This window comes from Kribbella sp. VKM Ac-2569, assembly GCF_004216905.1.
In the GTDB taxonomy this organism is placed as follows: domain Bacteria; phylum Actinomycetota; class Actinomycetes; order Propionibacteriales; family Kribbellaceae; genus Kribbella.
On record NZ_SGXJ01000004.1, the window covers coordinates 404,441 to 418,381 of the forward strand.

Consider the following 13,941-nt stretch of genomic DNA (forward strand, 5'->3'; position numbering starts at 1 on the left):
TGTCGTACACAACAACAACAGCTGTAGTAGTCAGGAGACTCTATGCAACCCGCGGCATTCGGCGCGACCGTCGTCACCGACCACCCCTCGGAGGTCGCCGCCTTCTACACGCAGTACCTCGACCTGCAGGTCGGGATCGATCTCGGCTGGTTCATCACGGTTCGCCGCGGCACGGCGGACTGGGAGCTCGCGATCATGGAGCGCGGCCACCCGACGATCCCGGCAGCGGTGTCGGCGCAGACCGAAAGCACCAACGTTTTCGGCTTCGTCGTCGACGACGCCGACAAGATCGCCGCCGCGCTGCGTGCGGGCGGCGTGAAACTGGAGGGCGACCCGAAGACCGAGGTCTTCGGCCAACGCCACTTCTTCGTCCGCGACCCGGCCGGCACCTGGATCGACGTGATCCAACTGGTGGAACCCGACCCGGAATGGGTCGCCGCCAACCTGCCTACAGAGTGAGGAGGACCTTGCCCAGCTGGGTGGACTTCTCGAGGGTCTCGTGCGCCTTCGCGACCTCGGCGAGGGGGAACGTGGAGTGCACGACCGGGAGGACCTTCTGCTCCGCGATCAGCGGCCAGACGTGGCCGACGACCTCGGCGATGATCCGGCCCTTGTCCGCGACCGAACGGAACCGCAGGCCGGTGGCGATCACCGATCCGCGCCGGCTGAGCAGCCGCCCGAGGTCCAGTTCGCCCTTCGCCCCGCCCTGCATCCCGATCACCACGAGCCGCCCGTCGTACGCGAGCGACTTCACGTTGTCGGTCAGGTACTTCGCGCCCATGATGTCGAGGATCACGTCGGCGCCCGCGCCGTTGGTCGCCTCGCTCACCACGGACGCCCACTCGGCTTCCTTGTAGTTGATCGCGACGTCCGCGCCGAGCCGGGTGCAGAACTCCATCTTCTCCTTGGTGCCGACCGTGGTCAGCACCCGCGCGCCGTGCGCGACGCCGAGCTGGATCGCCATCGAGCCGATCCCGGACGAGCCGCCGTGCACGAGCAGGGTCTCGCCCGCCTTGAGATGCGCGGTCATGAAGATGTTGGACCAGACGGTCGCGACGACCTCGGGCAGCGCGGCCGCACTGACCAGGTCGAGACCGTCCGGCACGGGCATCACCTGCGGAGCGGGTACGACGACCTTCTCGGCGTACCCGCCGCCGGCGAGCAGCGCGCAGCACTCGTCGCCGACCGACCAGTCCTCGACCTCGGCGCCGACCGCGGCGATCCGGCCGGACACCTCGAGGCCGATCGTGCCGGGAGCGCCGGGCGGCGGTGGGTAGAAGCCCTGCCGCTGGAGCAGGTCAGCGCGGTTCACGCCGGCCGCGACGACGTCGATGACGACCTCGTCGTACGCCGGTTCCGGGTCCGGGATCTCGCCGATCCCGAGGACGTCGATTCCGCCGGCACCATGAACCACGACAGCTCGCATGCTGCCCAACCTACCCGCAGCGCTCGACCAGTTTTGCCAGGTCCTGCGCGATGGAGTCGAGGTAAGTGGTCTCGCCGATCGACTGGAACCAGTCCCATAGTTCGAGCGAGTGATAGAGCCGGTAGACGCCGATCCGGTCCTCGGGTACGGCGCCGTACCCGTCGGTGAGGCCGGCGAGCTTCTCGGGGTTGTCGTGGGCGGAGTACTGGATCGTCTTCGCCAGATCGATGAGCGGATCGGCGGCGATCGCGTTCTCCACATCGATGAACCCGTTCACGCGCCAGGTCGCGGGGTCCACGAGGATGTTGCCTTCGTGGAAGTCGTTGTGGCACAGGACGGCTGCCGGGTTGTCTGCGAACAGGTGCGCGTGCTGTTCGACATGAGTGGTGATCTCGGCGTGCAGCTTCGGGTCACCGCCGAGCTGCTCGAACTCCTGCAGCTTCTTCGCGAACTGCCGTCGCATGTACTGATCGTTGTCCGGCAGCGGGTCGAGGATCTGGTCGGTCAGATAGCCGTACGCCGGTTGCTCGATGCGGTGAACGCGCTGCAACAGCTCGCCGAGTTGCGCGTACATCGCCCGCCAGTCGGGCGGCTCGGCCTCGGACAGCGGAACGCCGTCGACCTTCGACAGCATCGTGACGCCGTCGCCGACGTGCATCACTCGCGGGATCGAGCCGGCGAGCTCCTGCTCCAGCATCCCGTAGACATGCACTTCCTTGGCCTGCTTCCAGAGCCACTCCGGCGCGTAGACCTTCACGATCACTGGTTCGGCAGACGTGCGCACCTCGTACACGGTGCTCAACTGCCCGCCGGTGCGCTGCACAACCTCGCTGACGTCGAGCCCGACGACGTCCCTCACCAGTTGCGCGACATCCATGCGTCGAATCTACGATCGACGTCCAGCGGTTTTCAGCCGTCCAGGTCCGACCAGGTGTCGACGTCGTCGCCCGCGTGGGTCGGTTCGGTCCAGGCGAGGTCGAGGCCGGCGAGCGTCCGGCGTACCGACTTGTCTCTGGGATCGCCTACGTCGTGGATCGCCTGCGCCAACGCGGTACGTCGGTACGCGGTCGCGAGCTGCTGCTCCTGGCCGTCGGTATCGCGCAGCCCGAATCCGTCGTGCTCCGCGAGCCCTTGGACGAGCGTCGTCACGTCGGCCTCGGTGATCCACGGTAGGTCACAACTCACCACCACGACGACCGGTGCCGTCCCGTGCTGGAGTCCAGCCGCCAGCCCCGCCACCGGCCCGCCCGACGGCGGGTCCTCCACCGTCCAGTTCACCTCCCGGTACGTCGTACGCACCGGACCCACCACCACGGTCGAGGCGGCCCCCGCCGTCGCCGTCAACACCCGATCCAGCAACGACATCCCGTCGAGAACGAGCATCGCCTTGTCCACCCCACCGAACCGAGTGGACCCGCCCCCCGCCAGCACCACCACGTCGAACTCCACCCCAGCAGTCTCGCATCCGGCCGGCCCCGTTTCTCCCAGCCGCTTCTGCGGCACCATGGGGAGATGAGGATTGCCGTGGTGCAGGCCGCCAGCAGTTACGACAAGGCCGCCAACCGGGACGCAGTCAGCCGTCTGGTCGCTGATGCAGCGCAGGGCGGGCCTGACCTTGTGGTGCTGCCGGAAGCGATGATGTCCGACTTCGCGGTCGAGGGGGAGTCGGTGGCGGAGGCTGCCGAGGCGCTCGACGGCGAGTTCGTCACGACGCTCCGGAAGGCTGCGGTCGAGAACGGCGTGGCGATTGTTGCGGGGATGTTCGAACGCAGCTGCGACCAGCATCGTCCGTACAACACACTCCTGGCTGTCGGCGCGGACGGCGCACTGCTCGGCGCCTACCGCAAGATCCATCTGTACGACGCGTTTGGGTACAAGGAGTCCGACCAGCTGACACCTGGTGACGTTGCCCCGGTCGTGGTCCAGATCGGCGGTCACTCGCTCGGTCTGATGACCTGTTACGACCTGCGCTTCCCAGAGCTCTCCCGCGCGCTCGTCGACGCCGGCGCCGAGGTGCTCGTCGTTCCGGCCGCCTGGGTCCGCGGACCGCTCAAGGAGCACCACTGGACCACGCTGCTCACCGCCCGCGCTGTGGAGAACACCTGCTACGTCGCAGCGGCAGCACAGAACGGTAAGAAGTACTGCGGTCTCAGCCAGGTCATAGACCCGCAGGGCGTCGCGCTGGCGTCGGTTGGTGAGGCGGACGGACATGCGTTCGCTGAGATCACAGCCGAGCGACTGGCCGACGTACGCAAGCGCAACCCGTCCCTGCAGAACCGCCGGTACTCGGTCACGCCCCGCTGACCAGAGCGCGGACCGGCTGGTCCGGGAAACTCGCTGACCCGTTAGCCTCCTGGGCGTGGCGGATGGGTTTGATCTGGAGCATCACGGCGATCTCGAGGTCGGTGAGGGGCTGGTCGACCTCGCCGTCAACGTCCGCGCGGGTACACCCCCGCCCTGGTTGCTCGACGCGATCACGGCGAGCCTGACCGAGCTGGCGGCGTACCCACGGCAGGACGCGGCCGTTGCTGCGGTCGCGCACCGGCATGGTGTCGCGGAGGAGCGGGTGCTGCTGACCGCGGGGGCCGCGGAGGCGTTCGTCCTGATCGCGCGGGCGTTCCGGCCGCGGCATCCGGTCGTGGTTCATCCACAGTTCACCGAGCCCGAGGCGGCGTTGCGTTCCGCCGGGCACCTGGTCGACCGGGTGATCCTGCGGCCCGAGGACGGGTTCACGCTGGACCCGTCCGCCGTACCGGCCGACGCTGATCTCGTTGTCATTGGTAACCCCACCAACCCGACGTCGGTGCTGCACCGCGCCGACGACCTGCGCGAGCTGGCGCGACCCGACCGGATCCTGGTCGTCGACGAGGCGTTCATGGACGCCGTACCCGGTGAGCCCGAGTCGCTCGCCGGCGCGTCGATCCCGGGGCTCGTGGTGGTGCGGAGCCTGACGAAGACGTGGGGACTCGCGGGGCTGCGGGTCGGGTACGTCATCGCCGGCGCGGGTCTGATCGAGCAGCTGGCCGCGGTACAGCCGCACTGGCCGGTGTCCACTCCTGCACTTGCGGCGGCAATTGCCTGCAGCAACGAGCGCGCCGTCGCGGAAGCGGCCCAGGCTGCCCTCGACATCGAACGCCAGCGTGTCCATCTGCTTGACAGTCTCGGAACGGTCAGCGGACTTTCGACGTACGGCGTGGCACGGGCGCCGTTCGTTCTCGTTCACGTGCCGGGGGCGGTGGAGGTGCGGGAATCCCTGCGTGCACAGGGGTTTGCGGTACGGCGTGGGGATACGTTCCCGGGTCTCGGGCCGGACTGGTTGCGGGTCGCCGTACGGCCTGAGGACGTGACCGACGGGTTTGTGAAGGTGCTGTCGGATCTGCTGCCGCCTAATCGAGTTGGCGCTGTAACGCACGGGGGGTTTAGCTGAGGTCCTCTTTGCGCACAAGATGACCAGTGCCCCGGTTGGTATTCCCTGGGCAACTTTCTGGTCGTTCGCGAAGGGAGCAGCACAATGGGTCTCAACGATGACGAGATGAACACCTCGTCCGAAGGTGGCGAAGGCGAGTACGGCGGCTCGACCGCTGCACCCGGTGGCGGGGGTAGCGGGTACGGCGGGGAGTCCTCGGACGGCGGCGCCGATGGTGGTGCCGATGGTGGCGCGGGCGGCGGCGAGGGGCCGGCCGACGGTGGCGCTTCGCCGGGTACCCAGGACGGTGGCGCTGACGGCGGGGCCGGTGAAGGAACCGCGGACGGCGGCGCTGCGCCGGGCACCCAGGACGGTGGCGCAGACGGCGGGGCCGGCGGCGAAGGACCCGCGGACGGCGGCGCTTCCCAGGGCACTCAGGACGGTGGCGCAGACGGCGGCGCCGGCGGCTACGGCGAAGGCTCGGGGTCTGGTGAGTCCGAGGGTGGCGCCGCGGGTGGTTCTGATGGGGGTGCCGATGGAGGCGCGGACGGCGGCGCCGGCGGGAACTCCGGAAGCTGGTGAACACCGTGCCGGAGGCCGGGCCGTTCCCGCAGAACAACCATCCGGCCGCGCAGTCGGCGGCCGATGGCGGTGAGCAGTTGCGAGACGAGCGCCCGGCACTCCGGCGCTGTGTAGCGGGGGATCTGGACGAGTTCGCGAACTCCTACTGGGGTTCGCGGGCACTGCTGTCCCGAGGTCCCGACCTCCCCGCGCCGTACGACGACCTGTTCAGTCTCGACGCCGTCGACGAGCTGCTGTCCCGCCGCGGCCTACGGACGCCGTTCCTGCGGATCGCGAAGAACGGGTCGGTGGTCGGAGACAGCCAGTTCACCGGACCGGCCGGTGTCGGCGCGGACATCGCGGACCAGGTACGAGACGACAAGGTAGCCGCGCTGTTCGCCAGCGGGCACACCGTCGTACTGCAGGCGCTGCACCGGACCTGGCCCGCGCTCGTCGACTTCTCCACCCAGCTGTCCGCGGACGCGGGTCACCCCGTGCAGATCAACGCGTACATCACCCCAGCCGAGTCGCAGGGTTTCTCCGCGCACTACGACGTACACGACGTATTCGTACTGCAAGTAGCCGGCGAGAAGCACTGGACCGTACACGAGCCGGTGCATCTCGACCCGCTCCGCAACCAGCCGTGGACCGACCACGCGCTCGCCGTTGAAGAAGCGGCACGCGACCAGGCACCGGTGATCGACGAGGTCCTGCGGCCTGGCGATGCGCTGTACGTACCCCGCGGCTTCCTGCACTCGGCCAAGGCACTGGGTGGTGTGAGCGCACACCTGACCGTCGGACTACACACACTGACGCGCTACCTGCTCGTACAGGAGTTGGCCGCACTAGCTGCGAATCAGGCGTCCCTGCGCACCGCACTACCTCTCGGCTTCGACCCTGGCGACCCAGAGCAACTAGCCCAGGTACTGCCGCAGGTGGTCGAACTCTTCACACAGGAGCTCCGTACGGCGACGCCGGACGCACTGGCCAACCGCCTCCGTCGCCGTACCTGGTCCAGCAACCGCCCAGCTCCGCTCCCACCGCTGGCACACGCCGCGTCCATCACCTCCCTGTCTGTCGGTACGACGGTCCGCCTCCGCGCCGGCCTCCGCTGCCGTCTCGTCCCCGGCGACCCGCTCGTCCTCCAACTCCCCGACCGAACCATCACCTTCCCGCCCGCCACGACCGCAGCCGTCACGGAACTCGTCTCGGGTGCCGACTGCAAGGTAGGAAACCTCCCCGGCCTCGACGACGCCGACCAACTCGTCCTGGTCCGCCGCCTCCTCACCGAGGCAGTAGTGGTCGCCACCGGCCAGTGACAATCGCGGGTGACCAGCTGGTAGTTGAAGTCGGCAACCGTATCGTGAGGTGGCGTGGACCTCGGTGACATCAGATACCGACCGGAGACCGGCTGTGCGGCGCAAGCCGACCTCCGTCGCGACTCCCTGATCGCGACCGCCCCGCCCGCCGAGCGCTGGCTCCTGATCGAGTCCCGCTCCGCCTGGCCTCGCCAGGCCCTGACCTCCCTTCGAAACAGCTCGTCCGGTGCCGAACTGGGCGATGTGGTTGCGCGGCGATGCCGCGAGTTGAGGATCCGGCCCGTACTGATCCGCCGGTACGGCCGCCTCGATCCGACGAGCTCCCGGCGATGGGCACTGGTGGACTGCCGCCCCGGGCGTGAACTCGTTCGCTGGGGCGACCTGCCGACGGACGAACACCTGCTGGACGTCCTCGCCGGCAAGGACTCGGGGCTGGTGAGCAACGCGCCGGTCTACCTCGTGTGTACGCACGGCCGACACGACGCATGTTGCGCCGTACGCGGACGCCCGGTCGCTGCGATGCTGACTGCCGCGTACCCAGAACGCACCTGGGAATGCAGCCACATCGGCGGTGACCGCTTCGCCGCGAACGTGGTCGTGCTGCCGCATGGCCTGTTCTACGGGCACGTCACACCAGCCCGCGCCGTCGAACTCGCTAAGCAGTACGACGAGGGTGCCGTCGTACCCGATCTCCTCCGTGGATCAGGTGCGTTCGCCCCGCCCGTCCAAGCCGCCCAGCACTTCGCCCGCGCCGCCGGTCATTCACCCGTGGTCGACAACCTCCTCCCGCAATCCTTTGAAGTCCTCAGCGAACACCGCTGGCGAATCCTCCTCGCATCCACCAACGGCCCGATAGCCGTCGAAGTCTCGGCACGCCTCGACACCGTCGACGCGCGCCTGACCTGCGCAGGTTCCTCTCCCGCCCAGGTCCGTCACTTCGAACTCCACAGCCTGACCACAGCTTGACCGGAGCCTGACTACCGCCTGACCGTCACCTGAAGGGTCAGGCCGGGTCTGCCGGGCGGTCCGAAGCATGTTCGCCGTAGAACGCTGACTGGCGCGCCATGATGTCGCGCATGGACGTACCGCGAGGCACGCCGTACACCGTGCCCGGGAAGTCCAGGTCGCGCTGGATCTGCCACAGCTCCTCGTGCCGGTCGGGGGAGAAGAGCTGGGCCGGGTCGCCGACGGCGATCCATCCGATCGGGAGGACCGCGCCTGCTTCCAGCCGCGAGTTCACGTGCAGCACGCTGTTGATCCGGAGTTCCGCGCCTGCGCCGGCGACAGAACCTGGGAACAACGCGGCGCCCGTGGCGATGAAGACTTCGTCCTCGACCGTGGCGCCGTTGACATGTGCATGGGGACCTACCAGGACCGCGTCGCCGATGAGCGCGGGATGGTCGGCCCGGCCGCGCACCAGGGCGTTCTCCATCACCACACTGTTCTCACCGAGCCGGATCTCGCCGTTCTCCGCCGTCAGCACCGCACCGTGCAGGACCCTGCTGCCTTCGCCGAGGACGACGGCACCGCAGAGCACGGCCGATGGAGCGACATATGCGGATTCGGGCACGACCGGTCGACGGCCGCGATGTTCCAGCAACATCTGCTGTCCTCTCGTCGCGTGATCACCTCGCTCCAGCTTGTACCAAATCGGTTGTGCGGACTCTCCACAGCCCGGGTCCTCACAACCCGGGCGGCGGTGTCCTCCGGGCCGTCCACATCGGGGGTGGCAGGCTCGGTCCGGCGGACAATCCGGGTGGAGAACCGCGAACTGAGCCAACATTAGAACAGATGTTCGATCAGATGCAACGCATCCTGACAGGTCAGGAATCAGTCGCTCAGATCCGCCCAGGGATCCGCTCAGATGCGTGCGGAACTCAACCGCGGAGCCACCCGGGCGAGCACGTAGATCGTCAGACTCGCGATCAGCGCGAGCACCGCGAGCGCCACCCACGGCAGCTCGTGCTGGACCTCGAAGAGCTGCGCGAAGAACGCCGGCGCCAGCACGCTCGAGAAGGTGAACGAGTACTGCCAGTAGGACAGGTACTTCCCCCGCCCAACGACCGGCGAGATCACGGCCGAGAGAGCGTTGTTCGTCGCCGCGTGCAGTACGTCGGCGAACGCGTAGCAGGCCGTGGCGAGCACCAGCACCGGCACAACCCATCCGGCCGCGATATGTACTTGCAGCGCCATCAGCAACGCCCACACGGCGTACGTGATCCCAGCGACCACCATGACGTTCGTACGACGCCGCTGCTCGGTGTGTCGTACGACGAGCGTCTGCCCGGTCGCCAATACGACAGCCGTCGCCGCGATCAATACGCCGACCAGCCACTTCGGCACTGTCAGCGCTTCAGTGACGTACACAGGTACGCCGACGCCGAGCATCATCGTGCAGAGCGCTAGCAACGTGTTGGCGCCGATCAGTGCCAGGAACGTCTTGTCCTTGCGCAGCAACGGCGCCGGACCGGTGTCCTGGTCGGTCCGCTCGTGGTGCGACGGGTGCAGCCGCAGGAGCAGCAGTCCGGCGAGGTAGAACGTCACCGCGTTGAGAGCCATCGCGAACAGGTACGGAGCGTCCCCGCCGATCGCCAGCAGCCAGCCGGCCACCAGTGCGCCCAGAGCGAGGCCACCGGCCTGCATCATCCCGCCCAGGCCGAACCACTTGTCCCGCTCGCCCTCGTCGGCGACGTCCGCAAGCAGGCTGAAGATCGCCGACCAGAACACCCGCTGGCCGGTCGTCGTGACCAGCGCGCACAAGAAGAGCAGCCACATCGACCGCCCGAAGAAGAAGCCCGTGAACGCCAGGCCCTGAGCGAACTGCGCAGCCACGACAATGTTCCGGGCCCCGACGCGGTCGACGACCAGACCCACAGCGGCCGGTGCCGCGATGGAGAACAGCGTTGCGACGGTCAGCATCACGCCGGCGGTCCCGAGTGGGATGCCGGCGACCTTGTTGAAGAACAGCAACAGCAGCGGCCCGGCGCAGCCGCCACCGAACGAGTCGATCGCCAGACCTGCCAGCAGTGGGACCCGACCGCGGACGTTCGGGAGGCCGAGTGACGCGGCTGCGGGCATGGCAAAGCGCTCCCATCGGGTGTTTTGGCGGCTGGCGAACCGTAGCAAGCGCTCGCCAGCCCATTCCATCCGATTTCAGTCAGTCGCGCCCACTCGTCGTACCGAGACGTTCCGCAGTGGGCGCCAGGCGACTGCTGTCATCACCACCATCGCCATGAAGGCGATCGCGAACGGCGCGGCCAGACCGTACTGCTGCGCCAGTACGCCGCCCAGCGCTGAGCCGATCGCGGCACCGCCCACTGAGGCCAGCAGGTACACGCTGTTCACCCTGCCCATCAGAGCGTCCGGTGTGGCCAACTGACGCGCTGTAGTCGACACGATGCCCCACACCACCGCGTGGACGCCGAACACGGCCATTGTCGCGCCGGCGACCCACGGGTTCCTGGTGAGCGCCAGGACGAGGTGGACCGTTGTCTCGATCACCAGTCCGGCGCGGAGGAGGGTCACGGACCCCACGCGCGGCTCCAGGAAGTGGTACGTCGGCATACCGAGCACAGCGCCCACGGCGCCGACCGACACGAGCAGACCGAACTGCGTCTCGCTGAGCCCTAGCTGCTCGCGCGCGAACAGCACCCAGGTCGCGAAGGCGGCACAGAAGGTGATGTTCATGACCAGGATCGACAGGGCGAGCGTCCGTACACCGGAGTGGTGCCAGAGCCAGCGGACTCCCTCGCGCACCTCACGCAACAGAGCTGCACGGGTGGAGTGGTCGGGTAGCGGAGGACGTACGGCGACGCGAGCGATCAGGGTCGCTGCGGCGGCAAAGGTGACCGCGTCGAAGACCAGTGGAATGCCCGCGCCCGCAGCGAACAGCAGCGCGCCCAGCGGCGGCCCACCGAGTTGCTGGAGCACGGTGCCGCTGGCGAACAGTCGAGCGTTGGCCTTACCGAGGTGGTCCTTCGGTACGGCGCTGACCAGCAATGCACCGGATGCGTTATCTGCCAGCGTTTCCGCCGTACCGAGAAGAAACAGTGCGAGGTAGACCGCCCAGAGCGGCGCGGTGTCGAGCAGTACGGCGAGACCGAGCGCGGCCAGGACGATCGCGCGAAAGGTGTCCGCGGCAACGATCATCAACCGGCGGTCGAGCCGGTCGACGAGGACGCCGCTGAACAGAGCGAACAGCAGCCACGGCAGCTGCTGGACGAAGGCGGCCGCACCGACCGCGGCAGGTTCAGTGGTGATGGAGGCGACGAGCAACGGGCCGGCGGCGATCAGGGCGCCGTCGCCCAGGTTGGAGATGATCGCGGCCGGGAAGATCTTGCGGAAATCAGGTCCGAGCTCGGACGGGAACGCGTACGCACCGAGGGAACGCATAGGAACTCCTGAGGGCATGACGAAGCGATGGACGCCGGCTGTGCAGCCGGCCGGTTCGCCCGGTCAGAGCGTCAGCGCGCTGACCGGCCGGCGTGTGCGATGCCCTCGAACGACCGAGACATTGCTCCCACCTCCGTCCGTACCCACCGCGGCGACCCGCCGCTGCGCCGACCATACCGGCCGCTCCCCGCCCCCGCACTCCGTTTCCACCCGGTATCCTCAACCCTCGGCGGCAACCGCCAGGAGGGTTCGCATAGTGGCCGAGTGCGCTGGTCTTGAAAACCGGTATGGCGGGTGACCGTCATCGTGGGTTCGAATCCCACACCCTCCGCTCAACTCGACGCTGACCTGCAGAAACGCACCCACGGAAGCTGCCTGCTGACAGTCCGGCGGTCTCCGGCTACGTCCGGCTGAAGACTGGCGGTTTCGGCCACTCGTGCCAAATACGTGCCATGAAGGCAGCCCCCAGCCGACTCCACCAATTGACCAGCACGAGCCGACCGCACTAAGCCACGGCGGGGTAAGAAATCGTCACCCAGTGACAAATAGTTACCCAGCTTTCACCGGTCGACCAGCGCCAGTGGTTCCGGCCGGCACCCGTGAACGCGGGTGACGCGTGGTCCGGGGAGGTCTACACACCTGGAACGACCAGTAGAAGTCCCCAACCAACCAGCCAGCAGACACCCGACGGCCTACCGGAGTGCGGTGCGCCAGTGGTGGTTTGGGAGGGTGAGGTTGAGTGCGTTGTCGAGCCAGGCGCGCTGCGTCGAGTCGAGCAGGGGGAGCGCGGCGCTGAAATCGATCTCGTCTTTTGGTAGTTGGTTCGTGGGCTTGGCCTTGTAGAACAGTTGGATTTCCGGAGTGAGGTAGGGCCATCCCTCGCTGGTTTCTCTGGCGAGGTCGGAGATCGGCCTGCGTACCCGCGGATCGCGGCGAGAGAACCAGTGGTTGCCGTCGGTGTTGTCGAGCATGATCTGGAGTCGCCAAGGGCCCGACGGACTCTCACGGCACCAGATGTCATGGACGTGCTGCGGTAGGACTTCACCCGCGGGCCACGGTCGGAGCTGCCCTGGCGGGTCCGCTGCCTGCACGTCCCATCCCGGCAGAATCTCGTGCACGACGTGTTGATCCTGGCGGAGCAGAAGTACGTCGATGTCGCCGTGGTCCCGAAGTTTGTGGCCGACGAACAGTTCGATTGCATAGCCGCCGGCGATCCACCAGGGCTTTCGCTCTTGTTGCTGATTCCACAGTTCTGCGACCTCGGAGGGCTGTAGCGGATGCCATGGACCAAGATGCGTCATCTGCTGGAGCTTGCCAGCAGTGACGAATTCCGTCGCGGCAATATCGCAGGTACGGGCGGAGTACGGGCAGTGGCGTGTTGATGGGTTTCCCTACAGTCCACCGACATGATTGCCATCAGGTCCCTTGTCCCTGCAAGTCGCCGTGGCCGTGTGCTGACGGCATTGTCCGGAGCGCTCGCTGTTGCTGCTGCCACGTTCGTGTTTTCCGTCAAGTCCGCGCCCGAAGCGGATGCCGCCGGATGCAGGAGCACCTACCTGAGCGTCGGTAGCCGTGGCACCTGTGTGGAACAGCTCCAGAGGCATCTGGGTGGCCTGAGCGTGGACGGTATCTACGGGACGGGGACTCAGAGTCGCGTCCGGTCGTTCCAGGACGACGCCGGGATCGGTGTCGACGGCAAGGTCGGGCCGCAGACCTGGGCGAAGCTGGCGAAGTACGGCAAGGCGGTGGCGTGGAGGGTCGGGTTCACCTTGTACCTGTGCAAAGACAGCTCGACGCGATTCCAGTACTCCGTGTGGAACAACTCCGGCAGGGAAGCCTGGTGGAGGATGTTCGGGACGGAGACCTACTTCGACGGCTACGCCATCAAGGACGACCGGATCGAGATCCAGGGCACGATCATCAGGTCCGAGCCGTTCGACAGCGAGAAGTTCTGGGTCTTCCACTCCACCGACGAGAAGTACTCCACCACCAACGTCCGTGACTTCTCCAGCAGGACCCTGCCTGCCTGCGGTTAGGTTCGTCAGCCACCCGCGATCGTGTCGAGGTCGCGGGTGGCGAAGCGGTAGTGCTCCCAGCCCTCTCCGAGGATCACGCGGAGGCAGGAGCGTGTGGTCTCGGGGTGGGGGCCGTGCGGGTTCTTGCGGGGAGTGTCGAGTTCGGCCGGGGTGACGGTGGCGATGAAGTCGCGGACCATGGCGAAGCGGCCGGCGTGGGCCTCGACAACTTCGGCGTACGGCGGCTTGTCGGTCAGCGCGTCCTGGGCGCTGTACCCGAGGCCGAGCGGATGGAACTCCTCGCGTTCGAGGATCGACCGGCCGAACCACAGGTCGATCGCGTGCACCAGGTGCCGCAGCGTCTGCGCGAACGACCACTCGCCGTCCACCGACACGTCGGTGGTGCCTGCCGGCATTCCCGCGACGCGTTCGAGCGCCGCCGCCCAGGTCTGCTCGAGCTTGGCCCAGGCGTCGCGGAGACCGTCGGGGTCCTCGGCCCGCCGTTCCGCTCGGCCGGGGAAGCGGCGGTTCAGTTCGGCGTCGACGTACGCCGCGACTTCGACACCGTTCACCTTCAGGCTGGCCCTGGGCTCGGCCAGCCACGGCGCGTCGATGTCCGCGCCCTGGATGTCGACTCCGCGCATCACCGCGCCGGACAGATCGGACTCGATGAACCGAGCCCCGCGCAGGTTCGCCTCGAAGAACTCTGCGCCTTGCAAGTCGTCGGACTGCCCGAACTTCGCCATGCCATCTCCCTGGTTCGCTTACGGTGCCGCGAGCTTAACGGTGACCTAGGACACAAAAGTCGTGCGCGCGACAGGC

General features: G+C 67.6%; 16 protein-coding genes and 1 tRNA gene. 9 read left to right on the top strand and 8 right to left on the bottom strand.

Features of this window, described 5'->3' with window-relative positions:
* Window positions 1-42 precede the first annotated feature (42 nt).
* Window positions 43-459 (top strand): VOC family protein, encoded by a 417-nt coding sequence (locus tag EV649_RS28435; protein WP_130386672.1) that lies wholly within the window; start codon window positions 43-45, stop codon window positions 457-459.
* Here EV649_RS28435 and EV649_RS28440 read toward each other — a convergent pair.
* From EV649_RS28440 to EV649_RS28450, 3 genes are read right to left on the bottom strand one after another with little or no spacing between them, the layout of a single operon-like run.
* A complete protein-coding gene (locus EV649_RS28440; protein WP_130386673.1) occupies window positions 449-1,426 on the bottom strand; it encodes an NAD(P)H-quinone oxidoreductase in 978 nt (325 codons plus the stop codon). The two genes, EV649_RS28435 and EV649_RS28440, sit on opposite strands and share 11 nt — an antisense overlap.
* Window positions 1,427-1,436: 10 nt before the next feature.
* Window positions 1,437-2,303, bottom strand: coding sequence for an aminoglycoside phosphotransferase family protein (locus tag EV649_RS28445; protein WP_130386674.1), 867 nt, complete (start codon window positions 2,301-2,303; stop codon window positions 1,437-1,439).
* A 32-nt stretch (window positions 2,304-2,335) separates the two neighbouring features.
* Window positions 2,336-2,875, bottom strand: a complete 540-nt coding sequence (locus tag EV649_RS28450) for an NTP transferase domain-containing protein (RefSeq protein ID WP_241998768.1) — start codon at window positions 2,873-2,875, stop codon at window positions 2,336-2,338.
* 63 nt (window positions 2,876-2,938) lie between these two features.
* Between EV649_RS28450 and EV649_RS28455 the strand changes: the two genes are divergently transcribed.
* The 5 genes from EV649_RS28455 (at window position 2,939) to EV649_RS28475 (ending at window position 7,678) form a co-directional block, all read left to right on the top strand.
* Window positions 2,939-3,730 (top strand): carbon-nitrogen hydrolase family protein, encoded by a 792-nt coding sequence (locus tag EV649_RS28455; protein ID WP_130386676.1) that lies wholly within the window; start codon window positions 2,939-2,941, stop codon window positions 3,728-3,730.
* Between the two features lie 55 nt (window positions 3,731-3,785).
* Entirely contained in the window at window positions 3,786-4,853 is a 1,068-nt protein-coding gene (gene cobC / locus EV649_RS28460; RefSeq protein WP_241998770.1) for an Rv2231c family pyridoxal phosphate-dependent protein CobC, read from the top strand.
* A gap of 84 nt (window positions 4,854-4,937) precedes the next feature.
* Window positions 4,938-5,414 (top strand): hypothetical protein, encoded by a 477-nt coding sequence (locus tag EV649_RS41265; RefSeq protein WP_198682744.1) that lies wholly within the window; start codon window positions 4,938-4,940, stop codon window positions 5,412-5,414.
* A complete protein-coding gene (locus EV649_RS28470) occupies window positions 5,411-6,712 on the top strand; it encodes a cupin domain-containing protein (RefSeq protein ID WP_241998772.1) in 1,302 nt (433 codons plus the stop codon). The genes EV649_RS41265 and EV649_RS28470 overlap by 4 nt, the downstream gene beginning before the upstream one ends.
* Window positions 6,713-6,766: 54 nt before the next feature.
* Window positions 6,767-7,678 (top strand): sucrase ferredoxin, encoded by a 912-nt coding sequence (locus EV649_RS28475; protein ID WP_130386678.1) that lies wholly within the window; start codon window positions 6,767-6,769, stop codon window positions 7,676-7,678.
* Between the two features lie 37 nt (window positions 7,679-7,715).
* Here the strand turns inward: EV649_RS28475 and EV649_RS28480 are convergent, their stop codons facing one another.
* The 3 genes from EV649_RS28480 to EV649_RS28490 all read right to left on the bottom strand — a co-directional run bounded on the left by EV649_RS28480 (window position 7,716) and on the right by EV649_RS28490 (window position 11,104).
* Window positions 7,716-8,315 carry a gamma carbonic anhydrase family protein gene (locus EV649_RS28480; protein ID WP_130386679.1) on the bottom strand — a complete coding sequence of 200 codons (600 nt, stop codon included), beginning with the start codon at window positions 8,313-8,315 and terminating at the stop codon, window positions 7,716-7,718.
* A 257-nt stretch (window positions 8,316-8,572) separates the two neighbouring features.
* Window positions 8,573-9,790 (bottom strand): MFS transporter, encoded by a 1,218-nt coding sequence (locus EV649_RS28485; protein WP_130386680.1) that lies wholly within the window; start codon window positions 9,788-9,790, stop codon window positions 8,573-8,575.
* 75 nt (window positions 9,791-9,865) lie between these two features.
* Entirely contained in the window at window positions 9,866-11,104 is a 1,239-nt protein-coding gene (locus EV649_RS28490; RefSeq protein ID WP_130386681.1) for an MFS transporter, read from the bottom strand.
* A gap of 242 nt (window positions 11,105-11,346) precedes the next feature.
* Between EV649_RS28490 and EV649_RS28495 the strand changes: the two genes are divergently transcribed.
* A tRNA-Ser gene (locus EV649_RS28495) sits at window positions 11,347-11,435 on the top strand.
* A 361-nt stretch (window positions 11,436-11,796) separates the two neighbouring features.
* Here the strand turns inward: EV649_RS28495 and EV649_RS41785 are convergent.
* Window positions 11,797-12,075 (bottom strand): hypothetical protein, encoded by a 279-nt coding sequence (locus EV649_RS41785; RefSeq protein ID WP_241998773.1) that lies wholly within the window; start codon window positions 12,073-12,075, stop codon window positions 11,797-11,799.
* A 141-nt stretch (window positions 12,076-12,216) separates the two neighbouring features.
* On the opposite strand from EV649_RS41785, the gene EV649_RS41790 reads away from it, so the two are divergent.
* Together EV649_RS41790 and EV649_RS28505 are read left to right on the top strand one after the other, a co-directional pair.
* Window positions 12,217-12,378 carry a hypothetical protein gene (locus EV649_RS41790; protein WP_241998774.1) on the top strand — a complete coding sequence of 54 codons (162 nt, stop codon included), beginning with the start codon at window positions 12,217-12,219 and terminating at the stop codon, window positions 12,376-12,378.
* A 132-nt stretch (window positions 12,379-12,510) separates the two neighbouring features.
* Window positions 12,511-13,140 carry a peptidoglycan-binding protein gene (locus EV649_RS28505; protein WP_130386683.1) on the top strand — a complete coding sequence of 210 codons (630 nt, stop codon included), beginning with the start codon at window positions 12,511-12,513 and terminating at the stop codon, window positions 13,138-13,140.
* Between the two features lie 5 nt (window positions 13,141-13,145).
* On the opposite strand, the gene EV649_RS28510 is transcribed toward EV649_RS28505, so the two are convergent.
* Window positions 13,146-13,865: a DinB family protein gene (locus tag EV649_RS28510; RefSeq protein WP_130386684.1), complete on the bottom strand. Its 720-nt coding sequence runs from the start codon at window positions 13,863-13,865 to the stop codon at window positions 13,146-13,148.
* Between the last annotated feature and the right edge of the window lie 76 nt (window positions 13,866-13,941).